Raw genomic sequence first — 22,992 nt, 5'->3', positions numbered from 1 at the left:
CCGGCCGGCCCCTATGGTGCCGGCTGGTCTTTTTCAGAGCCCGGTTTCCGGTTGTGGAACCCGTTTTTTGTTGCCTATGCGCAACACTGTACCGCTCGCCCCAAAGGCCAGTCCGCCCCTTCATTTCCAACGACTCTCCTGCCGTCACGGGCGGCCGCCGAGCCTGATCTTGACCTAACCGCGCACTTGCCACCCACCAGGGGCTGAGATAAGGCTGCGGCGTCGTTTCGAACTTCTCCAACCGAGGCCGGTGCGATAGCGCTTTCGAGCGTATCGCCCATGCGTCCCGAGGTGCGGGCAACATGAACGCCTTGCTCATGGATTATCTGCCGGTGGTGATCTTCATCGGCGTGTCGTTGGTGATCGGGCTCGCGCTGCTCGTGTCTCCCTTCATCGTGGCCTACCGCAATCCCGATCCGGAGAAGCTGTCGGCCTACGAATGCGGTTTCAATGCATTCGACGATGCCCGCATGACCTTCGACGTGCGCTTCTATCTGGTGTCGATTCTGTTCATCATTTTCGACCTTGAAGTGGCGTTCCTCTTCCCCTGGGCGGTCAGCTTCGGGGGGCTCGGCGATCTCGGCTTCTGGTCCATGATGATTTTCCTGGGCGTGCTGACGGTCGGCTTCATCTACGAGTGGCGCAAGGGAGCTCTGGAATGGGACTGACCCCTTCTGCGGCGCGGCCGGAGATCGCTCCGGCCCCCAAGGGCATCATTGACCCCTCGACCGGCAAGCCGGTGGGCGCGACTGATCCCTTCTTCAAGGAAGTCAACGCGGAGCTCGCCGACAAGGGCTTCCTGCTGACCACCGCCGACGATCTCATCACCTGGGCGCGCACGGGCTCGCTCATGTGGATGACTTTCGGTCTGGCTTGCTGCGCCGTGGAGATGATGCAGGTCTCGATGCCGCGCTACGATGTGGAGCGCTTCGGCTTCGCGCCGCGTGCCTCGCCGCGCCAGTCGGACGTGATGATCGTGGCTGGCACGCTGACCAACAAGATGGCGCCCGCGCTCCGCAAGGTCTACGACCAGATGCCGGAGCCGCGCTACGTGATCTCCATGGGTTCCTGCGCGAACGGCGGTGGCTATTACCACTACTCCTACGCGGTCGTGCGTGGCTGTGATCGCGTGGTGCCGGTGGATATCTACGTGCCCGGCTGTCCGCCTACTGCTGAAGCGCTGCTCTATGGCGTGCTGCTGCTGCAGAAGAAGATTCGCCGAATCGGCACCATCGAGCGCTGAGGCCTTCGGGCCCAGGACGGGATTGTTGAGATGGACGAGACGCTGAAAGATCTGGCCGCTCACATCACCGGTGTCCTCGCGGGCGCGGTGAAGAGCTGGAAGGTGGCGTTCGGTGAGCTCACCCTCGAGGTGGAGCCGGGGCAGATCGTGAAGGTGACCACCTTCCTGCGGGACGACCCGGCGTGCCTCTTTCAGTGCATCGTGGATGTGTGTGGGGTGGATTATCCGGAGCGTGAGAAGCGCTTCGATGTGGTCTATCACCTGCTTTCGCTGAAGCAGAATGTGCGTATCCGCCTCAAGCTCGAGACCGACGAAGAGACGCCGGTGCCCTCCATCTGTGGAGTGTTCCCGGGCGCGAACTGGTTCGAGCGCGAGGCCTACGACCTTTACGGTATCCTTTTCACGGGGCATCCGGAGCTGCGCCGCCTCTTGACGGACTACGGCTTCGATGGCCATCCGCTCCGGAAGGACTTCCCCACCTCGGGTTTTGTCGAGGTACATTACGACGACGAGCTGAAGCGCGTGGTTTACGAGCCGGTTCGTCTCGCCCAGGAATTCCGCAACTTCGACTTCCTGTCTCCGTGGGAGGGCGTGGAATACGTCCTGCCGGGTGACGAGAAGGCATCGAAGGCCGGCTGAGGGAGCGAACATGGGACAGGAACTCGCAACCGACGTCGAAGAGCTGAAGCCGGCCGATCAGGTCCGTAACTTCAAGATCAATTTCGGCCCGCAGCATCCCGCCGCCCATGGCGTGCTGCGCATGGTGCTTGAGCTGAACGGCGAAGTCGTCGAGCGTGTCGATCCGCATATCGGCCTGCTGCACCGCGGCACCGAGAAGCTCATCGAATCCAAGACCTACGTCCAGGCGGTGCCATATTTCGATCGCCTCGATTATTGCGCGCCGATGAACCAGGAGCACGCTTACTGCCTCGCGGTGGAGAAGCTGCTCGGAATTGAGGTGCCCAAGCGCGCGCAGCTCATTCGCGTGTTGTACTCCGAGATCGGCCGGCTGCTCTCGCATATTCTGAACGTCACCACCTTCGCCATGGACGTGGGCGCCCTAACTCCTCCGCTGTGGGGTTTCGAGGAGCGCGAAAAGCTCATGGTGTTCTATGAGCGCGCGTCCGGCAGCCGCATGCATGCGGCCTATTTCCGGCCGGGCGGCGTGCATCAGGATCTGCCGCGCGTTCTGGTCGAGGATATCGGCGCCTTTTGCGAGACCTTCCCGAAGGTGCTGGATGATCTGGATCGGCTGGTCACTGGCAACCGCATCTTCAAGCAGCGCACGGTTGATATCGGCGTCGTGTCGCTAGAGGACGCACTGGCCTGGGGCTTCTCCGGTGTCATGGTGCGCGGCTCCGGCGCGGCATGGGACCTGCGACGCGCTCAGCCCTACGAGTGCTATTCGGAACTCGATTTCGATATCCCGATCGGCGTTCATGGCGACTGTTATGATCGTTACGTGGTGCGCATGGAAGAGATGCGGCAGGCCACGAAGATCATGAAGCAGTGTGTCGAGCGGCTGCTCAAGGAATCTGGCCCGGTCCATACGTCGGACCACAAGGTCGCTCCGCCGAAGCGCGGGGAGATGAAGCGCTCCATGGAGGCGCTCATCCATCACTTTAAGCTTTACACCGAGGGCTTCCACGTTCCGGCAGGTGAGGCTTACGCGGCAGTGGAAGCGCCGAAGGGTGAGTTCGGCGTTTATGTGGTGTCCGATGGCACCAACAAGCCGTATCGCTGCAAGATCCGCGCTCCGGGCTTTGCCCATCTGCAGGCGATGGATTTCCTCTCGCGCGGCTACATGCTGGCTGACGTGTCCGCCATCCTCGGCTCGCTTGATATCGTGTTCGGCGAGGTGGATCGCTGATGCTCCGCCTCCTCGCCATCATCCCCATGCGTGAGCGCCGCAATGCGGCACGCTCCGCCGTCGGACAGGGGGTCTGAAATGACCGTTCGTCGTCTCGCTGCCGAGCAGCCGGAAAGCTTCGCCTTCACTCCCGAGTTGGAGGAGATTGCGAAGGCGTTGATCGCGAAGTATCCGGAGGGCCGGCAGGCCTCTGCGGTCGTGCCGCTGCTTTGGGAAACGCAAAAAGTGGCCGGCGGCTGGCTCCCTGAGCCGGCTTTGCGTGCCGTCGCGGACCGGCTCGGAATGGCGCATATCCGGGTTCTCGAGGTCGCCACCTTTTACACGATGTTTAATTTGGCGCCGGTCGGTAAGTTCTTCGTGCAGCTTTGTGGCACCACGCCCTGCATGCTGCGGGGTTCGGATGAGCTGAAGTCCGTTTGCCAGCGCAGGATCGGCGAACAGAGCCACGTCTCGGCGGATGGCAATTTCTCCTGGCTGGAAGTCGAGTGTCTTGGTGCTTGCACGAACGCGCCGATGGTTCAGATCAATGACGACTTTTTCGAGGATCTCACCCCTGAGAGCCTTGAAAAGCTGCTTGACGATCTGGCGGCCGGGCGGCCGGTGAAAGTCGGTCCGCAGAACGGCCGTCATGGCTGCGAGCCGGTCGGGGGCCCTGTGGCGTTGACCGATCCCGGCCTTTACGCGCCGCGCACGAAGCAGGAGGACGCGTCCTCCACCTCCGCACCGACCTCCGGGGAGTGATGACGATGCTCGCCGACAAGGACCGCATCTTTACGAACCTCTACGGCCTGCAGGATTTCAGCCTGAAGGGCGCGATGGCGCGCGGCCATTGGGACGGAACCAAGGGCATCCTTGAGAAGGGTCGCGACTGGATCATCAATGAGATGAAGGCATCAGGCTTGCGCGGCCGCGGCGGCGCAGGCTTCTCGACTGGCCTCAAATGGTCGTTCATGCCGAAGCAGTCGGACGGGCGTCCCCATTATCTGGTGGTGAACGCCGATGAGTCCGAGCCCGGCACCTGCAAGGATCGCGAGATCCTGCGTAATGACCCCCACACGCTGATCGAGGGCTGCCTGATCGCGTCCTTCGCCATGGGTGCGCACGCGGCTTACATTTATGTCCGCGGCGAGTTCATCTACGAGCGCAAGCGGCTGCAGCAGGCGATTGACGAGTGCTACGCTGCCGGGCTGCTCGGCAAGAACAACGTTCACGACTATCCGTTCGACCTCTACGTGCATCATGGTGCCGGCGCCTACATCTGTGGCGAGGAAACCGCGCTGCTGGAGAGCCTCGAGGGCAAGAAGGGGATGCCGCGGCTGAAGCCGCCGTTCCCGGCGAACATGGGCCTCTACGGCTGCCCGACCACGGTCAATAATGTCGAGAGCATTGCCGTTGCACCGACGATCCTGCGGCGCGGTGCCTCTTGGTTCTCGTCCATTGGTCGGCCGAACAATGTTGGAACCAAGCTCTACGGTATTTCCGGCCACGTGAACAAACCCTGCGTCGTCGAAGACGCCATGGGTATTCCGTTCAAGGAATTGATCGAAAAGCATGGCGGTGGCGTCCGCGGCGGTTGGGATAACCTGCTGGCCATCATTCCCGGCGGGGCGTCTTGTCCGGTCGTTCCGGCAGAGCAGTGCGAAGACCTGATTATGGACTTCGACGGCTTGCGTGCCGTGAAGTCGTCGTTCGGCACTGCCGGTGTGCTGGTTATGGACAAGTCCACGGACATCGTGAAGGCCATCGCGCGCATCTCCTACTTCTTCAAGCACGAGAGCTGCGGACAATGCACGCCGTGCCGGGAAGGCACGGGGTGGATGTGGCGTGTGGTTCACCGGATGGCCGAGGGTCGTGCCCACAAGCACGAAATCGATATGCTGCTGGAGGTGACCACTCAGATCGAAGGTCACACCATTTGTGCGCTGGGGGATGCCGCGGCGTGGCCGGTTCAAGGCCTCATCCGTCATTTCCGGCATGTGATCGAAGAGCGGATCGACCGCTATGCGGCGAACCCACATCCGCAGCCGGTGGCTGCGGAATAGGGCGCGTTGCGCACCTGAAGGCAGCGCTTTTGGGCTGAATGTCCACGTAGACTGCCTGAAGGGATGAGGGATCGGGACCCGCGGGTGCGTGGGCGTGGATGAGGCTAGGTTCGGGTAGTGCGTGCACCGTTGCGCGGTGTCGGAGTTCTATCCTATCGGGCTATTCGCCGGTTTCGGCGTCGGCCGCCGGGGAAGTGAAATGCATCCCAATGGCCCTCAGTGGCTATGCGGGGTGAAGGGTTAGGTGTCCGGGCTCGATGCTGCGCACAAGCGCGGAGTCAGTTTTGGGCGGTCGCGTATCGCGCGATGTGAGATGAAGTCCGCGCCTGGCGCGGCAAGAGACGAGGTGGAAGGGATGGCGAAGATCGTCGTCGACGGCTCTGAGATCGAAGTCCCCGCCGAGTTCACGCTGCTTCAGGCGTGCGAGGCGGCGGGGGTGGAGATTCCGCGCTTCTGCTTCCATGAGCGCCTCTCCATCGCCGGCAACTGTCGCATGTGCCTCGTTGAGGTGAAGGGTGGACCGCCCAAGCCCACCGCCTCGTGCGCGATGGCGGTGAAGGATTTGCGCCCGGGCCCCAATGGCGAGCCCCCGGTGGTGCTCACCAAGAGCCCCATGGTGAAGAAGGCGCGCGAAGGCGTGATGGAGTTCCTGCTCATCAATCACCCGCTGGATTGCCCGATCTGCGATCAGGGCGGCGAGTGTGACTTGCAGGACCAGGCGATGGCCTACGGTTCGGATACCTCGCGGTTCGCTGAGAACAAGCGCGCGGTTGAGGATAAATATATCGGCCCGCTGGTGCGCACGTCTATGACGCGCTGCATCCAGTGCACGCGGTGCGTTCGTTTCACGACCGAAGTTGCGGGTGTGCCGGACCTTGGCGCCATCGGGCGCGGTGAGGATACAGAGATCACGACGTATCTCGAGCGGGCGATGCGCTCGGAGATGCAGGGCAATGTGGCCGATCTCTGCCCGGTGGGCGCGCTCACGCATAAGCCCTATGCGTTCCATGCGCGGCCGTGGGAGCTCATCAAGACTGAGTCCGTTGACGTGATGGACGCGGTCGGCGCGAATATCCGCGTTGACACTCGCGGTCGCGAGGTCATGCGCATTCTGCCGCGCACGAATGACCTCGTGAACGAGGAATGGATTTCCGATAAGTCGCGCTATGTATGGGATGGGCTGAAGGTCCAGCGGCTTGATCGCCCCTATGTGCGAAAGAATGGCCAGCTCGTTGCTGCGTCCTGGAGCGAGGCGTTCGAAGCCATCGGCGCCAAGGTGAAGGCTGCGAAGCCGGAAAAGATCGGTGCGCTGGTCGGCGATCTGGCGAGCGTCGAAGAGGTGTTCGCGCTGAAGAGCCTGATGGACAAGCTCGGCAGCGCAAACATCGATGCGCGGCAGGATGGCGCTTGCCTGGATCCCGCATTGGGGCGCGCGACTTACGTGTTCAATCCGTCCATCGCGGGGATTGACGAGGCCGATGCCATTCTGCTGATCGGTACCGATCCGCGGAAAGAGGCCTCTGTACTCAATGCGCGTATTCGCAAGCGTTGGAGACAGGGCGGCGTCAGGATCGGTCTGATCGGGCAGCAGGTTGACCTCACTTATAGCTACGAATATCTCGGCACTGGTCCGGAAAGCCTGACCAATTTGCCAGCGGACTTCGCTGCGGCACTCCGCCAGGCGGAACGGCCGCTTGTCATCGTCGGGCAGGGCGCCCTTGCGCGCATGGACGGCGGTGCGATCCTTTCGCAGGCGGCAAAGCTCGCAACTGAATGTGGTGCGGTGAAGGACGGGTGGAATGGCTTTGCTGTTCTGCACACCGCAGCATCGCGTGTCGGTGCTCTGGACGTTGGTGCTGTTCCTGGGCCGAAGGGTCTCAATGCCGCAGCGATGGCGAAGGCAGGGGCGCTGGATGTGGTGTTCCTGCTGGGCGTGGACGAGCTCGAGGTCGCTCCGGGCGCATTCGCAGTTTATATCGGCAGCCACGGTGATCGCGGCGCGCATCGCGCGGATGTCATTCTCCCCGGAGCCGCCTACACCGAAAAATCGGGTCTGTACGTGAATACCGAGGGGCGGGTTCAGCTCGCCAATCGCGCTGCATTCCCGCCTGGCGAAGCACGCGAAGAGTGGGCCATCCTGCGCGCTCTTTCCGAAGTGATCGGCCAGACGCTGCCATTCGACAGCCTGACTGCTCTGCGTGGCAAGCTAATGGCCGCCTATCCGCACCTTGGTCGCGTGGATCAGATCGTTGCGGCGGATGCCTCGGCCGTCGCTACGCTGGCCAAGAAGGGCGGGGCGGTGGACAAGACGCCGTTCGCCGCAGCGGTCGATGATTTTTACATGACGAATGCAATCGCACGCGCTTCTGCGGTGATGGCCGAGTGCTCGGCGCTTCGCGCTGCGTCCGTGGCCGAGGCGGCAGAGTGAGCGTTATGGCACGTCTTGGGATGCAACAGTTGGCGCCGCGCGCGGCGCACCCGGGGTGGGCCTTTGTCCACCACCAGGAAGCCTGAGGGGGCGTAAGAACCAATGAGCTGGCAAGACACCCTTCTCCAGGTGCTGATCATCATCGGCCAGAGCTTGGCTCTGCTGGTGGCGCTCCTGATCTTCATCGCCTACATCCTGCTGGCAGATCGAAAAGTCTGGGCAGCGGTGCAGATGCGGCGCGGGCCGAACGTTGTCGGGCCGTTCGGCCTGTTCCAGTCGTTCGCCGATCTTCTCAAATTTGTCCTGAAGGAGCCCACCATCCCGGCGGGTTCCAACAAGGTGCTTTTTTTGCTGGCGCCGCTGGTGACTTGCGTGCTGGCGCTCGCGGCTTGGGCCGTGGTGCCGATTGCCGATGGCTGGGTGATCGCGGACATCAATGTGGGTGTTCTGTACATTTTCGCGATTTCGTCGCTGGGCGTGTACGGCATCATCATGGGCGGCTGGGCGTCGAACTCGAAGTATCCGTTCCTGGCGGCGCTTCGTTCGGCGGCACAGATGGTCTCCTATGAGGTTTCCATCGGCTTCGTAATCATCACGGTCCTGATGTGCGCGGGCTCGCTCAATCTCAGCGGCATCGTCGAAGCGCAGAATGGCCGGTTCGGCCTTCTGAACTGGTACTTCCTGCCGCTGCTGCCGATGTTCGTGATCTTCTTCATTTCGGCGCTGGCGGAAACCAACCGTCCTCCGTTCGATTTGGTGGAAGCGGAATCGGAGCTGGTGGCCGGCTTCATGACCGAATACGGCTCGACGCCCTATCTGCTGTTCATGCTCGGCGAGTATGTGGCGATCATGACCATGTGCGCCATGGGAACCATCCTGTTCCTTGGCGGCTGGCTCTCTCCGCTGCCCTTTGCCCCGTTCACCTGGGTGCCGGGCGTGGTGTGGTTCGTTCTGAAGCTCTGCTTCATGTTCTTCCTCTTCGCGATGGCGAAGGCCATTGTGCCGCGCTACCGGTACGACCAGCTGATGCGGCTCGGTTGGAAGGTGTTCCTGCCGATCTCGCTGATTGCGGTCGTGGTGGTTGCGAGTGTGCTGCACTTCACGGGGACGGCGCCGCAATGATCGCTTCCCTGAACTTCCAGATTGGCCGCTCCCAGGCGGCGGGAGAGCGCCCATGAAGCTCGATCAGGCCGCGCGGGCCCTGCTCCTGACGGAGCTGGTCTCCGCCTTCTTCCTCACGATGCGGTACTTCTTCGCGCCGAAGTCGACCTTGAACTATCCGTTCGAAAAGGGGCCGCTGTCGCCGCGATTTCGGGGTGAGCACGCGCTGCGCCGCTATCCGAATGGGGAGGAGCGCTGCATCGCGTGCAAGCTCTGCGAGGCCATTTGCCCGGCTCAGGCGATCACGATTGAGGCTGGCCCGCGGCGTAATGACGGAACACGTCGCACGACGCGTTACGACATCGACATGGTGAAGTGCATCTATTGCGGCTTCTGCCAGGAGGCTTGTCCGGTCGAGGCGATCGTCGAGGGGCCGAACTTCGAGTTTGCGACCGAGACGCGCGAGGAACTCTATTACGACAAGGATAAGCTCCTTTCGAATGGTGACCGCTGGGAGCGCGAGATCGCGCGTTCGATTGCGCTTGACGCGCCTTATCGCTGAGTGCGTGTCGCGCGCTAGGTAATCGAGGCCGTGAATAGCACGGTCGGGGAACAGGTGGGTGGTGGCCGAGAGTTCGGCGAAACGCCCCGTCGGTGGTCGTGAGTGGGATATGCGCGCCGAAGTCCGGCGTTGCGCAGCTCGCTCGAAACGGTGGATTTGTGGGATGGGTCAGAGCTATCGACGCATCGGCCGCGGGTCTGCGGTGTCCGTTAAGGGCAGCGCAGGATGCTTGGCGGCGCCAATGAGCGCGAAACTGGCGCGCAGAGGGGGGCTCTCCGCATGAGTGTCGCGGCGGTGTTTTTCTATCTCTTCGCGTTCGTGCTTGTGGGGTCGGCCTTCATGGTCATCTCCTCGCGGAACCCGGTGCAATCGGTTTTGTTCCTCATCCTCGCGTTCGTGAACGCGGCGGGCCTCTTCTTGCTGATCGGTGCTGAGTTCCTCGGCCTGATCCTGGTGGTGGTCTATGTGGGTGCGGTGGCGGTTCTGTTCCTGTTTGTGGTGATGATGCTCGACGTGGATTTCGTCGAGCTGCGACAGGGCTTCCTGCAGTACCTGCCCGTCGGCGTCCTGGTCGGCCTGATTTTTCTGGCTGAGCTGGTGCTGGTGGTGGGTGCATGGGCCACCGGGCCCGGGATCTCTGCCGCGGTCTCCGCAAGTGCTGCGCAGGGGCAGGTGGCCGAGGTTGGCAATGTGCAGGCCATCGCCCGCGTACTGTACACGGACTACATCTATTTCTTCCAGGCGGCGGGCTTCGTGCTGCTGGTGGCGATGATTGGCGCCATCGTGCTCACGCTCCGCCATAAGGTGAATGTGAAGCGGCAGAACATCTCTGCCCAGGTGGCGCGCACGCCGGAGGCCGCCATGAAGGTGGTCAAGGTGCGGCCGGGGCAGGGGCTCTGAGGGGGTCGCCATGGAAATCGGACTTTCCCATTACCTGACGGTGGCGGCGATCCTTTTTACTCTGGGAACGCTGGGCATCTTTCTCAACCGGAAGAACGTGATCGTCATTCTGATGTCGATCGAGCTCATCCTGCTCTCGGTGAACATCAACCTCGTGTCGTTCTCGGCCTTCCTGGGGAACCTCACCGGTCAGGTGTTTGCTTTGCTGGTGCTTACCGTCGCGGCGGCTGAGGCTGCCATCGGTCTCGCCATCCTCGTGGTGTTCTACCGCAATCGCGGGTCGATCGCCGTTGAGGACATCAACGCCATGAAGGGCTGAGGCCATGTATCAGGCGATTGTCTTTCTGCCGCTTGCGGGCTTCCTCATTGCGGCTTTGTTCGGTCGGTCCATTGGGGCGCGGGCGAGCGAAGTGGTGACGACCACGTTCCTCTTCATCGCGTGTCTGTTCGCATGGATTACGTTCGTGAGCGTCGGGTTCGACGACCATGAGGTGCGCATTCACCTGTTGAACTGGATCGACGTTGGCGGCCTCAAGATCGATTGGGCGCTGCGCATCGACAGCCTCACCGCGGTGATGCTCATTGTCGTGACCACGGTGTCGAGCCTCGTGCACCTGTACTCCATGGGGTACATGCACGATGACCCGTGCCGGCCTCGTTTCTTCTCCTACCTGTCGCTGTTCACCTTCGCGATGCTGATGCTGGTGACCGCTGACAATCTGGTGCAGCTGTTCTTCGGCTGGGAAGGCGTGGGTCTTGCTTCCTACCTGCTGATCGGTTTCTGGTATGAGAAGCCGTCCGCGAACGCGGCTGCGATGAAGGCCTTCGTGGTCAACCGCGTCGGTGACTTCGGGTTCATGCTTGGCATCTTCGCCACGTTCGTGATGACTGGGTCGGTTGCGTTCGATCAGGTGTTCGCGGCGGCCCCTTCGCTCGCCGGCAAGAGCATCAACTTCCTGGGTCAGAACTGGGACGCGCCGACCGTGATCGCGCTGCTCCTGTTCGTCGGTGCCATGGGTAAATCGGCGCAGCTGCTGCTGCACACCTGGCTGCCGGACGCGATGGAAGGCCCCACCCCGGTGTCGGCCCTGATCCATGCCGCGACGATGGTGACGGCGGGTGTGTTCATGGTGGCGCGCATGTCGCCCATCTTCGAGCTTTCGCAGACTGCGCTCGACGTGGTGATGCTGATTGGTGCGACCACCGCTTTCTTCGCGGCCACGATCGCGCTGGTGCAGAACGACATCAAGAAGGTGATCGCGTATTCCACCTGCTCTCAGCTGGGCTACATGTTCGCTGCGATGGGCGCGGGCGCCTATTCGATCGGCATGTTCCACCTCCTGACGCACGCCTGCTTTAAGGCCCTGCTGTTCCTTTGCGCCGGTTCCGTGATCAACGCGATGCATCACGAGCAGGACATGCGGCACATGGGCGGCCTCTATAAGAAGGTGCCGTTCACCTATGCGATGATGCTGATTGGAACTCTGGCCATCACCGGCTTCCCCTTCACCGCGGGTTATTACTCCAAGGATGCGATCATCGAGGCGGCGTACTCGAGCCATAACGCCTTTGCGCTTTATGGCTGGGCGATGACTGTGATCGCCGCTGCGCTGACGTCTTTCTACTCCTGGCGCCTCGTGTTCATGACCTTCCATGGCAAGCCGCATGATCAGCATCATTATGATCATGCGCACGAGTCGCCGCTGGTGATGACCATTCCGCTTGGTGTGCTGGGCGCCGGGTCGCTCGTCGCGGGCTTCGCGCTTTACCAGGTGTTCGTGGGCGAGGACGTCCATGAGTTCTTCCGTGCGTCCATTTTCATGGGCGCCGAGAACCATGTGCTGCACGCGATGCACGAGATGCCGGAGCTGCTGGTGCTGGCACCGACTGCGATGATGGTTCTGGGTTTCCTCGTGGCCTATTGGTTCTACGTGGTGAACCCCAAGATACCGGTTGCGCTCGCGCAGGCTCAGCCCGGGCTCTACAAGTTCCTGCTCAACAAGTGGTACTTCGACGAGCTCTACGACTTCCTGTTCGTGCGTCCGGCCATGTGGCTTGGCCGCGTGCTCTGGAAGCGGGGTGACGGATCCATCATTGACGGCCTTGGCCCGGATGGTGTTTCCGCCCGCGTGCTTGATGTCACCGGCCGCGTCGTGCGGCTGCAGACTGGGTACCTCTACCATTACGCCTTCGTGATGCTCATCGGCGTCGCGGCCCTTCTCACCTGGTTCATGTTCTCCGGAGTGTGACGCCGATGACCGACTGGCCCATCCTATCCGTCGTCACCTTCTTGCCGCTTGTCGGCGCCCTGTTCATCTTCGTGGTGCGGGGCGACGATGAGGTGGCGGCCCGCAACGCCCGCTGGGTGGCGTTGTGGACCACCTTGGTGACCTTCTTTGTCTCCCTGCTTCTGCTGCCGAATTTCGATCCGACGGCTCCGGGCTTTCAGTTCGTCGAGAAGAAGGCGTGGCTTGGCGATGTCGCCGCCTATCACATGGGCGTTGACGGGATCTCGCTGCCGTTCGTGATCCTCACCACCTTTCTGATGCCGTTCGCGATCCTTGCCTCCTGGCAGAGCGTGCATAAGCGGGTGAAGGAGTACATGATCGCGTTCATGGTGCTCGAAACGTTTATGATCGGCACCTTCTGCGCCCTTGACCTCGTTCTGTTCTATTTCTTCTTCGAGGCGGGCCTCATTCCGATGTTCCTCATCATCGGTATCTGGGGCGGTCCGCGGCGCATCTACGCGGCGTTCAAGTTCTTCCTGTACACGCTGACGGGCTCGGTGCTCATGATGCTGGCCATCATGGCCATGTATTGGCAGGCGGGCACGACGGACGTGCCTAAGCTGCTGGAGTTCGGCTTCCCGTCGGGCATGCAGACGTGGTTGTGGCTTGCTTTCTTCGCGTCGTTCGCGGTGAAGATGCCCATGTGGCCGGTGCATACCTGGCTGCCGGATGCGCACGTGGAAGCGCCGACGGCCGGTTCGGTGATCCTGGCGGGCGTTCTGCTGAAAATGGGCGGCTATGGTTTCATCCGGTATTCTCTGCCGATGTTCCCTGAAGCCAGCCACTATTTCGCGCCGCTGGTGTTCACGCTGTCAGTGGTTGCGGTCATTTATACGTCGCTGGTGGCGCTGGTTCAGGAAGACATCAAGAAGCTGATTGCCTACTCGTCGGTTGCTCACATGGGCTTCGTCACGATGGGCATCTTCACGATGAACGAGCAGGGCCTTCAGGGTGCCATGTTCCTGATGATCTCCCACGGCTTCGTCTCGGGGGCGCTCTTCCTGTGCGTTGGCGTGATCTATGATCGGATGCACACCCGCGAGATCGCGGCCTATGGTGGCCTGGTAAACCGGATGCCGCAGTACGCGACGGTGATGATGATCTTCACCATGGCGAACATCGGCCTGCCGGGCACTTCGGGCTTTGTCGGTGAGTTCCTCACGATGCTCGCCGCGTTCGAGGCGAACACCTGGGTGGCGTTCTTCGCCGCAACGGGCGTGATTCTCTCGGCGGCTTATGCGCTCTATCTCTACTGGCGGGTGATCTTCGGGAAGCTTGAGAAGGACAGCCTGAAGAACATTCTCGACCTGTCGCCGCGCGAGCTGGCGATCCTGGTTCCGCTGGTGTTCATCACGATCCTGTTCGGGGTGTGGCCCGCGCCGATCCTCGACATGACCTCCCATGCGGTGAACGCGGTGGTCGCGCGCACCGATCAGGTGGCGGGTGCGGTGAAGTCCGCGCTCCTCCTCACCTTCTGATTTTGAGGTTGCTATGACGCAGCTCCTGCCTCCGCTCGGTGCTGTCCTGCCCGAACTGGTGCTGGCCATCTCCGCGCTCGTGCTGATCCTGATCGGCGCGGTGCGCGGTGAGGGGGCGGCCAATTTGATCACGGGTCTCGCCATCGCGGTTCTCGCGGCGGCGGGCGTTCTGGTCCTGCTCGGGCCGAGCGTAGAAACGGTCGCATTCAACGGCTCGCTGGTGATCGACCCGTTTGGTCGGTTCATGAAGGGTCTTGCCATCTTCGGCGCGACGGTGTCGCTGATCATGGCTGTGGACTGGCAGAACCGGGAGAAGCTTGCGCGCTTTGAGTATGCTGTGCTCTTCGTCATCGCGACGCTCGGCATGTGCATGCTGGTGTCGGCGGGTGACCTCATCGCGCTCTATCTTGGCCTGGAGCTGATGAGCTTCTCGCTGTACGTGCTCGCGGCGATCAACAGGGATTCCATCCGCTCGACCGAGGCGGGCCTGAAGTACTTTGTGCTCGGCTCTCTTTCGTCCGGCATGCTCCTTTATGGTGCGTCGCTGGTTTATGGCTTCACCGGTTCGGTGAATTTCGAGGTGATCGCCACCGAGGTGAAGGAGCCGTCGATCGGTCTCATCTTCGGCTTGGTGTTTGTTCTGGCGGGCCTCAGCTTCAAGATCTCGGCGGTGCCGTTCCATATGTGGACCCCGGACGTCTATGAGGGTGCGCCGACCCCGGTGACGACCTTCTTCGCGACAGCACCGAAGGTCGCCGGAATGGCGATTCTCATCCGCGTGGTGATGGAGGCGTTCCCGCACATCGCTCACCAGTGGCAGCAGATCGTGGCGTTCGTGTCGGTGGCGTCCATGCTGCTGGGTGCGTTCGCGGCTATCGGCCAGCGCAATATCAAGCGCCTCCTTGCCTATTCCTCCATCGGCCATATGGGCTTTGCCCTCGTGGGTCTGGCGGCGGGCACGGCTGAGGGCGTGCGGGGCGTCCTGGTCTATGTGGCGATTTACGTGGCGATGACCCTGGGCTCGTTTGCCTGCGTGCTCACCATGCGGCGCCAGGGGCGTGCGGTGGAAAACATTGACGATCTGGCCGGACTGGCCCGCAACAACCCGCTGATGGCGCTGATGTTCGGCGCGCTGATGTTCTCGCTGGCGGGCATCCCGCCGCTCGCGGGGTTCCTGGCGAAGTACTACGTGTTCATCGCCGCGATCCAGGCGGGGCTTTATGGGTTGGCCGTTATCGGTGTGCTCGCGTCGGTGGTGGGGGCCTACTACTATCTGCGCGTCGTCAAGGTGATGTACTTTGATGAGCCGGCGGATGCGTTCGACCCCATGCCGACGGAGTTGAAGGCCGTGCTCGCGGTGAGCGGGCTTTTCACGATCTTCTATTTCGTCTATCCCGCTCCTCTCATTGAGGCGGCGGGGGTCGCTGCCCGCTCGCTCTTCTGATCGATGGCACAATACGAATTCCAGGGTTCCACGGTTCCCATCATCCGCTTCACCGAGATTGGTTCGACCAATGCGGAAGGTCTCGCCCGGCTTGCGCGGGGCGAGATCATGCCGGTTTGGCTCGTGGCCGATATTCAAACGGCAGGACGCGGGCGCCGCGGCCGGTTGTGGACCTCAGAGCTCGGCAATCTTTTTGCGACTTTGGTGCTGCCGAACCCCGCCCCGCTCGCCAATCTGGCGCAGCTGTGCTTTGTCGCGGGTCTCGCGGTTCGCGATGCCGTTCTGTCGGCGGCGCCGCAATTGCAGGCCGACAGCCTCAAGCTGAAATGGCCCAACGATCTTCTGCTGAATGGCGGTAAGCTGGCCGGTATTTTGGTGGAGGGCGGCACGGACGCCAATGGCCGGCCGGCGGCCGTGATCGGCTTTGGGGTGAACTGCCTGCATCACCCCGATGACCTGCCCTACAAGGCGACGAGCCTTGAGGAGGCCGGAGCTCCGACCGCTCCGGATCGGCTGTTGGAAGCGCTGGACCTCGCCATGGCGGTGCGCCTCAATCAGTGGCACGCCGGCAGCGGTTTCGCCGGAATTCGTTCGGACTGGATGCGCCATGCGCTTGGCATGGGTGATCAGGTGAGCGTGAAGATCGGCGAGCGCGAAGTGGTGGGGCGGTTCGAGAATATCGACGCGCGCGGGGCGATGATGCTGCGCCGTCGCGATGGCATCGCGGAAATCATCACCGCAGGGGATGTCTCGCTGCGCGTGCCAGAGTAGGGGACGCGAGGTACACGTGCCGGCGCGTCTTGTGGCTGTGCGGAGGTCCGCAGGGCGGCCCAGGCAGCGGCGGATGTTTCAAGCTTGGGGCACGCACCGTCCGCATCCCTCCTAGAGGCGGTGAGTCCTGGGGGGAAGTGATCGGCTCAATGGCAGTCTCGGACGAACTCGTATTCGCGCCCCTCGGCGGGGTTGGCGAAATCGGCATGAACCTCGCGATCTATGGCGCGGGGCCGAAGAAGTCGCGGACCTGGCTCATGGTCGATCTCGGCATGAGCTTCGCCGGAGACGAGGCGCCCGGCGTTGACCTGATGCTGCCGGATATTCGCTTCCTCGAAGGGGAGAAGAAGAATATCGCCGGCCTCCTCATCACCCACGGTCATGAGGACCATATTGGCGCGGTGCTGGATCTGTGGCCCCGCCTGCAGTGCCCCATCTACACAACGGCGTTCACCGCCGGCCTGCTGGAGGCCAAGCGGGCAGGCGAGCCGGGAGCGCCCGCGTCCCTCCCGGTGACTGTGGTGCGGGCGAAGGAGCGCATTCAGCTCGGGCCGTTTGAGGTCGAGTTCGTGCCGGTAGCGCATTCGATTCCGGACAGCCATGCGGTCGCAATCCGCACCGGTGCAGGACTGGTGGTGCACACCGGAGACTGGAAGCTGGATCCCACACCCATGGTGGGCCTGCCGACGGATACCGACCGGCTCCGTGCCCTGGGGGATGAGGGTGTTCGCGCGCTGATCTGCGATTCCACGAACGCCATTCGCGACGGGGTCTCGCCTTCCGAGCGCGATGTCGCGAATTCGCTGAAGGAGATCGTGGCGAAAGCCAAGCACCGCATCGCCTTCACGACGTTCTCGTCGAACGTGGCCCGTATCCGCGGCATCGCGGAAGCGGCACTGGCTGCGGGGCGCGATGTGGTGGTGGTCGGCCGGGCGCTCGAGCGTGTGATTGCGGTTGCGCGCGAGCAGGGGCTGCTGGAGGGCATCCCCGCATTCCGCAGTGCCGACGCCTACGGCTACCTGCCGCGCGAACGGGTGGTGGCCATCCTCACCGGCAGCCAGGGTGAGCCGCGCGCGGCGCTCAAGCGCATCGCCGATGACGACCATCCGGAGATTGCCTTCTCCCCGGGCGATCTGGTGGTGTTTTCCTCGCGCACCATTCCCGGCAATGAGAAGGTGGTCAATCACATCATCAACGCGCTCATCAAGCGTGGGGTGGAGGTGATGACGGATCGCGACGGGCTGGTGCACGTTTCCGGTCATCCGCGCCGCGGCGAGATGGAGAAGATGTACGCGCTGGTGCGGCCGCAGCTGGCGGTGCCGGTCCACGGTGAGGCGCTGCATCTTCATGAGCATGCCAAGCTCGCGCGCAGCCTCGGCGTGCCAGAGGTGGTCAATTGCTATGACGGGCAGATGCTTCGCCTGGCGCCAGGGCCGGCGGAGCGGGTGGGGGAAGTGCCCTTCGGGCGCGTTTACAAGGATGGGCGCCTGATGCTGCCTGAAGGCGGGCGCACCCTGCCGGAGCGGCGCAAGCTGAGCTATGTGGGGGCGGTTTCGGTGGCTGTCGCCGTGGACAAGCATGGCACCATCGCCGGTGATCCCTCCGTTGAGCTTTCCGGCGTGCCGGAGCGGGGCGACGGCAATGTGGACATGCTGGACCATGTGCTGGACGCCGTGGTGGCGACCCTGGAGGGCTTGCCGAAGGCGCGCCGCCGCGACCCCGACGCGCTGGCGGATACGCTGGAGCGCGCCGTCCGCGGGGCGGTGAACGCGGTGTGGGGCAAAAAACCCGTTTGCCACGTCCACGTTCTCGAAGTGTGATGGGTGGAAGCGAGGCCGGCTGCACGGGCTGGCGCGAAAGGACGAGGACATCATGATCGGACGGCTGAACCACGTGGCCATCGCGGTGCGCGACATCGCTGCCGCCTCCAAGCTCTATCGCGACACGCTGGGCGCGGAGGTTTCCGCCGCGGTGCCGCAGGAAGAGCACGGCGTGACCACCGTGTTCGTCACCCTGCCCAACACCAAGATCGAGTTCCTGGAGCCGCTGGGCGAGAATTCCCCCATCGCGAAATTCCTGGAGCGTAATCCCGACGGCGGCATCCACCACATCTGCTATGAGGTGGACGACATCCTTGCCGCCCGCGACCAGCTGAAGGCGAAGGGCGCCCGGGTGCTTGGCTCCGGCGAGCCGAAGACCGGTGCCCATGGCAAGCCCGTGCTGTTCCTGCATCCCAAGGACTTCAACGGCACCCTCGTCGAACTCGAGCAGGCGTGAGGGCGCGGCGATGTCGGTCGGAGCCGTCGTCGCCATCTATTTCGTGGTCTGGTGGATCACGCTGTTCGCGGTGTTGCCGTGGGGCGTGCGCTCCCAGGCGGAAACCCGCGATATCGCTCCGGGTACGGATCCCGGAGCGCCCGTGCGGCCGGCCTTGTTGCGCAAGGCCCTCGCCACGAGCGTGCTGGCGGCGCTGATCACCGCCGGCATCGTCTATCTGCTCGCTGGCGGCATCGTCGCGCTGGAAGATTTCCCCATGCCCTTCGACGTCGGGAAGGACTGAAGGCCCTCGGGCCCGGCTCTCCCGCCGCGCCCACGCGCGATGGCGCCCGTGCGGCCGAGTCTTGAGGGGAGGAAGGGGCGGCATCCGGTCCGAAAATTATTTTTGGCCGGCCATCACGGTGCGGTGTGCAGATACCAATATGCTGCATTGCAGCAAATAAATGTCCTGATTTTTTCCGCCCGCCCTCCGGACGCCCTGCGACTCGGGGCGTTGATATTATAGCAATTACTTGCTATAAATGGGCCGCGCTGAACCACAAGCAGGGCTACGGCAGGTGACCACCTGCGCGGCTTTCGAGAATCGCGCGCGCTGGGTTTGCGGCTGCTGTTTCGGGAAATGCGGCGCCGCCACCAGGACGATCACACGGAAGAAGCGCACTGCTGGTCCGCCCGGCTGGGCCAGCGGAGAATGCTGGTGGAAGATCGGTAAGCTATTGCTCGAAAAAGAAAAGGCGAGGCCCGGTGGCCCCGCCTTTGTCATTCCCACGGCTCCTGTGCCACCTGCAGGTCTAATGCCCGCTATCGTGTGGCATGGCCAATCCGTGATTGCCGATTCCGTGGACGCCCGTCTGGCGAGCGATTGTCGGTCGGCTTTATTCTTCGATTCCTCCCGAGACCCGGACCGTATGTCCCACCCGGCAAGCCAGGCTGGTGACGATCCCCTTTCTTGTGCGGGCCCAAACTAGAACAAGATTCTGTCGTTTGTCATCCTTGCGCCGCAATAAGTCGCACGCTGCGTCGCAACATTGCGGCGGGTTCGAGGCCATTTGGCCGGCGCTCTTGTGTTTTGGCGGCGCTTCCGCTTTCACTCCGCCCGACCGTTTTCGATCCTCATAGCCGTCGAGCCTTGCGATGCGCCTTTCCCGTTATTTTCTGCCGATCCTGCGTGAAGTGCCCCGGGAGGCGGATATCGTCTCTCACCGCCTGATGCTGCGCGCGGGCATGATCCGCCAAGAGGCCGCGGGGATTTTCGCGTGGCTGCCGCTGGGCCACCGGGTGCTGAACAAGATCTGCGGCATCATCCGCGAGGAGCAGAACCGTGCAGGCGCCATCGAGCTCCTGATGCCCACCATCCAAAGCGCGGATCTGTGGCGCGAGAGCGGGCGCTACGACGATTATGGCAAGGAGATGCTACGAATCAGGGACCGGCACGATCGCGAGATGCTGTTCGGCCCCACCAACGAGGAGATGATCACCGACATCGTCCGCGCCTATGTGAAGTCCTACAAGTCGCTGCCGCTGAACCTCTACCATATCCAGTGGAAGTTCCGGGACGAGGTGCGCCCGCGCTTCGGTGTCTATCGCTCGCGCGAGTTCCTGATGAAGGACGCCTATTCGTTCGACCTCGACGCGGCCGGCGCGCGGCACTCCTACAACAAGATGTTCGTGGCCTACCTGCGCACGTTCGCGCGCATGGGGCTGAAGGCCATTCCCATGGTGGCCGACACCGGCCCCATCGGCGGCAATCTTTCACACGAATTCATCATCCTGGCCTCCACCGGCGAGAGCGAGGTGTTCTGCCACGGCGACTATCTGGAGATGGCGCCGCCGCCGGCCAATGTGAATTTCGACGATGTCGCCGGCCTGCAGCAGGTGTTCGACGATTTCACCTCGCTTTACGCGGCAACCTCCGAAAAGCACGACGAGGCGGCCTACAATGCCATCCCCGAGGGCAAGCGGCTGGCGGCCCGGGGCATCGAGGTGGGCCACATCTTCTATTTCGGCACCAAGTATTCCGAGCCCTTCGGCGTGAGCGTGCAGGGGCCGGACGGCAATGCCCACACCGTGCACATGGGTTCCTACGGCATCGGTCCCTCGCGCCTCGTGGCCGCCATGATCGAGGCCTCCCATGATGACGCGGGAATCATCTGGCCGGATGCGGTTGCCCCCTTCCAGGTGGGCATCTTGAACCTGAAGAGCGGCGACAGCACCACGGACGCGGCGTGCGAGGCGCTTTACGCGGAATTGACCGCCGCCGGCTATGATGTGCTCTATGACGATACCGAGGAGCGCGCCGGCGCCAAGTTCGCCACGGCGGATCTCATCGGCCTGCCATGGCAGATCCTGGTAGGGCCGAAGGGACTTGCCGATGGCAAGGTGGAGCTGAAGCGCCGTCGTGGCGGTGAGCGTGAGCTGATCGCGCCGAGCGACATTCTGGAGAGGCTGAAGGCATGACGGCGAGGGCGTCCGCGGGGGCCAGAAGCGACGAACCCACCGGAACGCGGCCGTTCGCCCCGTTCGAATGGATGCTCTCGCTGCGCTACCTGCGGGCCCGGCGCAAGGAAGGCTTCATCTCGGTCATCGCGGGCTTTTCCTTTCTCGGCATCATGCTGGGGGTGGCGACCCTCATCATCGTCATGGCGGTGATGAACGGTTTCCGCCAGGAGCTGCTCGGCAAGATCCTGGGGCTCAACGGCCACGTGCTGGTGCAGCCCCTGGAAAGCCCGCTGACCGATTACAAGGCCGTTGCCGAGCGCATCTCGAAGCTCAATGGCGTGCGCCTCGCCGTGCCGCTGGTGGAGGGCCAGGCCCTGGCCTCTTCCCAGTTCGGTGCCTCGGGCGTTCTGGTGCGGGGCCTCACCGAGAAGGACCTGCGGGGCCTGCCCTCGGTGGCGCAGAACATCCGCTCCGGTACCCTGGAGGGGTTCGACACGGGGCAGGGGCTCGCCATCGGCAAGCGCCTCGCCGACCAGCTCTCCTTGCGCGCGGGTGACAACATCACCCTGGTGGCGCCCCGCGGCGCGGTGACGCCCATGGGCACCTCGCCGCGCATCAAGGTCTACAAGGTGGCGGCCATCTTCGAAGTGGGCATGTCGGAATATGACAGCGCCTTCGTGTTCATGCCGCTGCCCGAGGCCCAGGCCTATTTCAATCGCAATGGCGATGTGAACGCCGTCGAGGTCTATATCGACCATCCGGACGACGTTCAGGAATTGCGCGGCGCCATCGAGGCCGCCGCCGAGCGGCCGGTCTATCTGGTGGACTGGCGCCGCCGCAACGCCACCTTCTTCAACGCGCTGCAGGTGGAGCGGAACGTGATGTTCCTCATCCTCACGCTCATCGTTCTCGTGGCGGCGCTCAACATCGTCTCCGGCCTGATCATGCTGGTGAAGGACAAGGGCCACGACATCGCCATCCTGCGCACCATGGGGGCGACACGGGGGGCGGTGATGCGCGTGTTCCTCATCACCGGCGCGTCCATCGGCGTGGTCGGCACGCTGGTGGGGCTGCTGCTGGGCGTGATCGTGTGTCTCAATATCGAGAGTATCCGCCAGTTCATCTCGTGGCTCACCTCCACGGAGCTGTTCTCGCCCGAGCTCTATTATCTTTCCAAGCTGCCGGCGGAGATGAACTTCGGTGAAACCGCCACGGTGGTGGTGATGGCGCTGGTGCTCTCGCTGCTCGCCACGCTCTACCCGTCCTGGCGCGCCGCCCGGCTCGATCCCGTCGAAGCCCTGAGATACGAGTGATGGATCAACCCACCCGCCGTCGCCCAGGCTCGCCTGCCATGCCGCCTCGCTCCAACTATGCCCTCGCCCTCACCGGCGTCGTCCGCCGCTACACGGAAGGGGTGGGGGCGCTCGAAATCCTGCGCGGGGTGGATCTGACCATCTCCCCGGGGCAGTCGGTGGCGCTGGTGGCGCCTTCGGGGTCGGGCAAGTCCACGCTGCTGCACATCGCCGGGCTGCTGGAGCACTCGGACGAAGGCGAGGTCTTCATCGACGGACGGCCCACGGCGCGCCTGGCCGATGCGGAGCGCACGCGCATCCGGCGCATGCATATCGGCTTCGTCTACCAGTTCCATCATCTGCTGGGTGAGTTCTCCGCGCTGGAGAATGTGGCCATGCCGCAGATGATCCGCGGCCTCTCCCACAAGGAGGCCAATGCCCGCGCGAAGGATCTGCTCAGCTATCTGGGCCTCGGCGCGCGCCTGACGCACCGGCCCTCGGAGCTTTCGGGCGGCGAACAGCAGCGCGTGGCCATCGCCCGCGCGCTGGCCAATGCGCCGCGCCTGCTGCTGGCCGACGAGCCGACAGGCAATCTCGACCCCAAGACCTCGGATCATGTCTTTGGCGCGCTGACGGAGCTGGTGCAGGCCACCGGCGTCGCGGCCCTGATCGCCACCCACAATCTGGACCTCGCCGCCCGCATGGACCGGCGGGTGACCCTGCGGGAAGGTAAGCTCGTGGAGCTGGTCTGAGTAGCTTATTGCAATTCTATCCTAGCGGAAGGGCGTGCGCGCGGGCGCGACAGGGGTTAGCGTAGGGGGGAAATGGGGGTATAGGTGCTCTTGCGAGCCATTTCC

General features: G+C 63.1%; 21 protein-coding genes. All 21 read left to right on the top strand.

The window, feature by feature from the left end; genetic code table 11:
* Positions 1–302 precede the first annotated feature (302 nt).
* The 21 genes from V5F26_RS16465 to V5F26_RS16365 all read left to right on the top strand — a co-directional run bounded on the left by V5F26_RS16465 (position 303) and on the right by V5F26_RS16365 (position 22,887).
* On the top strand, positions 303–668 hold the full coding sequence (locus V5F26_RS16465; protein ID WP_234052279.1) for an NADH-quinone oxidoreductase subunit A: 366 nt from the start codon (positions 303–305) through the stop codon (positions 666–668).
* On the top strand, positions 659–1,243 hold the full coding sequence (locus V5F26_RS16460) for a NuoB/complex I 20 kDa subunit family protein (protein WP_234052278.1): 585 nt from the start codon (positions 659–661) through the stop codon (positions 1,241–1,243). The genes V5F26_RS16465 and V5F26_RS16460 overlap by 10 nt, the downstream gene beginning before the upstream one ends.
* Positions 1,244–1,273: 30 nt before the next feature.
* Entirely contained in the window at positions 1,274–1,882 is a 609-nt protein-coding gene (locus V5F26_RS16455) for an NADH-quinone oxidoreductase subunit C (RefSeq protein ID WP_394055187.1), read from the top strand.
* Positions 1,883–1,892: 10 nt separating this feature from the next.
* Positions 1,893–3,113, top strand: a complete 1,221-nt coding sequence (locus V5F26_RS16450; protein WP_394947380.1) for an NADH-quinone oxidoreductase subunit D — start codon at positions 1,893–1,895, stop codon at positions 3,111–3,113.
* 78 nt (positions 3,114–3,191) lie between these two features.
* Entirely contained in the window at positions 3,192–3,854 is a 663-nt protein-coding gene (gene nuoE, locus V5F26_RS16445) for an NADH-quinone oxidoreductase subunit NuoE (RefSeq protein WP_394947381.1), read from the top strand.
* A 5-nt stretch (positions 3,855–3,859) separates the two neighbouring features.
* Positions 3,860–5,155 (top strand): NADH-quinone oxidoreductase subunit NuoF, encoded by a 1,296-nt coding sequence (gene nuoF, locus V5F26_RS16440; RefSeq protein WP_234052274.1) that lies wholly within the window; start codon positions 3,860–3,862, stop codon positions 5,153–5,155.
* A 355-nt stretch (positions 5,156–5,510) separates the two neighbouring features.
* The gene (gene nuoG / locus V5F26_RS16435) at positions 5,511–7,583 is read left to right on the top strand and encodes an NADH-quinone oxidoreductase subunit NuoG (protein ID WP_394947382.1); all 2,073 of its coding nucleotides are present in this window, start codon (positions 5,511–5,513) and stop codon (positions 7,581–7,583) included.
* A 102-nt stretch (positions 7,584–7,685) separates the two neighbouring features.
* The gene (gene nuoH, locus V5F26_RS16430) at positions 7,686–8,705 is read left to right on the top strand and encodes an NADH-quinone oxidoreductase subunit NuoH (RefSeq protein ID WP_234052272.1); all 1,020 of its coding nucleotides are present in this window, start codon (positions 7,686–7,688) and stop codon (positions 8,703–8,705) included.
* Positions 8,706–8,757: 52 nt separating this feature from the next.
* The gene (gene nuoI / locus V5F26_RS16425; RefSeq protein WP_394055179.1) at positions 8,758–9,246 is read left to right on the top strand and encodes an NADH-quinone oxidoreductase subunit NuoI; all 489 of its coding nucleotides are present in this window, start codon (positions 8,758–8,760) and stop codon (positions 9,244–9,246) included.
* 279 nt (positions 9,247–9,525) lie between these two features.
* Positions 9,526–10,146, top strand: coding sequence for an NADH-quinone oxidoreductase subunit J (locus V5F26_RS16420; RefSeq protein ID WP_234052270.1), 621 nt, complete (start codon positions 9,526–9,528; stop codon positions 10,144–10,146).
* A gap of 10 nt (positions 10,147–10,156) precedes the next feature.
* Positions 10,157–10,465, top strand: a complete 309-nt coding sequence (nuoK, locus tag V5F26_RS16415; RefSeq protein WP_234052269.1) for an NADH-quinone oxidoreductase subunit NuoK — start codon at positions 10,157–10,159, stop codon at positions 10,463–10,465.
* 4 nt (positions 10,466–10,469) lie between these two features.
* Positions 10,470–12,395 (top strand): NADH-quinone oxidoreductase subunit L, encoded by a 1,926-nt coding sequence (gene nuoL / locus V5F26_RS16410; RefSeq protein ID WP_234052268.1) that lies wholly within the window; start codon positions 10,470–10,472, stop codon positions 12,393–12,395.
* 5 nt (positions 12,396–12,400) lie between these two features.
* Positions 12,401–13,912, top strand: a complete 1,512-nt coding sequence (locus V5F26_RS16405) for an NADH-quinone oxidoreductase subunit M (RefSeq protein WP_394055177.1) — start codon at positions 12,401–12,403, stop codon at positions 13,910–13,912.
* A gap of 13 nt (positions 13,913–13,925) precedes the next feature.
* Positions 13,926–15,356 (top strand): NADH-quinone oxidoreductase subunit NuoN, encoded by a 1,431-nt coding sequence (gene nuoN, locus V5F26_RS16400; protein ID WP_234052266.1) that lies wholly within the window; start codon positions 13,926–13,928, stop codon positions 15,354–15,356.
* A 3-nt stretch (positions 15,357–15,359) separates the two neighbouring features.
* Positions 15,360–16,127: a biotin--[acetyl-CoA-carboxylase] ligase gene (locus V5F26_RS16395; protein WP_234052265.1), complete on the top strand. Its 768-nt coding sequence runs from the start codon at positions 15,360–15,362 to the stop codon at positions 16,125–16,127.
* Between the two features lie 149 nt (positions 16,128–16,276).
* Entirely contained in the window at positions 16,277–17,947 is a 1,671-nt protein-coding gene (locus tag V5F26_RS16390; protein ID WP_234052264.1) for a ribonuclease J, read from the top strand.
* Between the two features lie 52 nt (positions 17,948–17,999).
* Complete coding sequence (mce, locus tag V5F26_RS16385) at positions 18,000–18,404, top strand: methylmalonyl-CoA epimerase (RefSeq protein ID WP_394055174.1); 405 nt, start codon at positions 18,000–18,002, stop codon at positions 18,402–18,404.
* Between the two features lie 10 nt (positions 18,405–18,414).
* Positions 18,415–18,687 carry a DUF1467 family protein gene (locus V5F26_RS16380; protein ID WP_394055173.1) on the top strand — a complete coding sequence of 91 codons (273 nt, stop codon included), beginning with the start codon at positions 18,415–18,417 and terminating at the stop codon, positions 18,685–18,687.
* A gap of 851 nt (positions 18,688–19,538) precedes the next feature.
* Positions 19,539–20,861, top strand: coding sequence for a proline--tRNA ligase (gene proS, locus V5F26_RS16375; RefSeq protein ID WP_234052261.1), 1,323 nt, complete (start codon positions 19,539–19,541; stop codon positions 20,859–20,861).
* Positions 20,858–22,156 carry a lipoprotein-releasing ABC transporter permease subunit gene (locus V5F26_RS16370; RefSeq protein WP_234052260.1) on the top strand — a complete coding sequence of 433 codons (1,299 nt, stop codon included), beginning with the start codon at positions 20,858–20,860 and terminating at the stop codon, positions 22,154–22,156. The genes proS and V5F26_RS16370 overlap by 4 nt, the downstream gene beginning before the upstream one ends.
* Positions 22,157–22,194: 38 nt before the next feature.
* Positions 22,195–22,887, top strand: a complete 693-nt coding sequence (locus V5F26_RS16365) for an ABC transporter ATP-binding protein (protein ID WP_234052259.1) — start codon at positions 22,195–22,197, stop codon at positions 22,885–22,887.
* Positions 22,888–22,992 lie beyond the last annotated feature (105 nt).

The organism is Xanthobacter variabilis (assembly GCF_043831965.2).
In the GTDB taxonomy this organism is placed as follows: Bacteria; Pseudomonadota; Alphaproteobacteria; order Rhizobiales; family Xanthobacteraceae; genus Xanthobacter.
The sequence above is the reverse complement of the archived record's forward strand: the minus strand, read 5'-3'. Positions and strand labels throughout refer to the sequence as shown.

Bases quoted from the DNA above. Each gene is read 5' to 3' on its own strand.
- mce (WP_394055174.1), top strand. From the start codon at position 18,000: ATGATCGGACGGCTGAACCACGTGGCCATCGCGGTGCGCGACATCGCT.
- nuoE (WP_394947381.1), top strand. From the start codon at position 3,192: ATGACCGTTCGTCGTCTCGCTGCCGAGCAGCCGGAAAGCTTCGCCTTC.
- nuoI (WP_394055179.1), top strand. From the start codon at position 8,758: ATGAAGCTCGATCAGGCCGCGCGGGCCCTGCTCCTGACGGAGCTGGTC.
- V5F26_RS16370 (WP_234052260.1), top strand. From the start codon at position 20,858: ATGACGGCGAGGGCGTCCGCGGGGGCCAGAAGCGACGAACCCACCGGA.
- nuoL (WP_234052268.1), top strand. From the start codon at position 10,470: ATGTATCAGGCGATTGTCTTTCTGCCGCTTGCGGGCTTCCTCATTGCG.
- proS (WP_234052261.1), top strand. From the start codon at position 19,539: ATGCGCCTTTCCCGTTATTTTCTGCCGATCCTGCGTGAAGTGCCCCGG.
- V5F26_RS16460 (WP_234052278.1), top strand. From the start codon at position 659: ATGGGACTGACCCCTTCTGCGGCGCGGCCGGAGATCGCTCCGGCCCCC.
- nuoG (WP_394947382.1), top strand. From the start codon at position 5,511: ATGGCGAAGATCGTCGTCGACGGCTCTGAGATCGAAGTCCCCGCCGAG.
- V5F26_RS16380 (WP_394055173.1), top strand. From the start codon at position 18,415: ATGTCGGTCGGAGCCGTCGTCGCCATCTATTTCGTGGTCTGGTGGATC.
- V5F26_RS16465 (WP_234052279.1), top strand. From the start codon at position 303: ATGAACGCCTTGCTCATGGATTATCTGCCGGTGGTGATCTTCATCGGC.
- nuoK (WP_234052269.1), top strand. From the start codon at position 10,157: ATGGAAATCGGACTTTCCCATTACCTGACGGTGGCGGCGATCCTTTTT.
- V5F26_RS16450 (WP_394947380.1), top strand. From the start codon at position 1,893: ATGGGACAGGAACTCGCAACCGACGTCGAAGAGCTGAAGCCGGCCGAT.
- V5F26_RS16420 (WP_234052270.1), top strand. From the start codon at position 9,526: ATGAGTGTCGCGGCGGTGTTTTTCTATCTCTTCGCGTTCGTGCTTGTG.
- V5F26_RS16395 (WP_234052265.1), top strand. From the start codon at position 15,360: ATGGCACAATACGAATTCCAGGGTTCCACGGTTCCCATCATCCGCTTC.
- nuoF (WP_234052274.1), top strand. From the start codon at position 3,860: ATGCTCGCCGACAAGGACCGCATCTTTACGAACCTCTACGGCCTGCAG.
- V5F26_RS16365 (WP_234052259.1), top strand. From the start codon at position 22,195: ATGCCGCCTCGCTCCAACTATGCCCTCGCCCTCACCGGCGTCGTCCGC.
- nuoH (WP_234052272.1), top strand. From the start codon at position 7,686: ATGAGCTGGCAAGACACCCTTCTCCAGGTGCTGATCATCATCGGCCAG.
- nuoN (WP_234052266.1), top strand. From the start codon at position 13,926: ATGACGCAGCTCCTGCCTCCGCTCGGTGCTGTCCTGCCCGAACTGGTG.
- V5F26_RS16405 (WP_394055177.1), top strand. From the start codon at position 12,401: ATGACCGACTGGCCCATCCTATCCGTCGTCACCTTCTTGCCGCTTGTC.
- V5F26_RS16455 (WP_394055187.1), top strand. From the start codon at position 1,274: ATGGACGAGACGCTGAAAGATCTGGCCGCTCACATCACCGGTGTCCTC.
- V5F26_RS16390 (WP_234052264.1), top strand. From the start codon at position 16,277: ATGGCAGTCTCGGACGAACTCGTATTCGCGCCCCTCGGCGGGGTTGGC.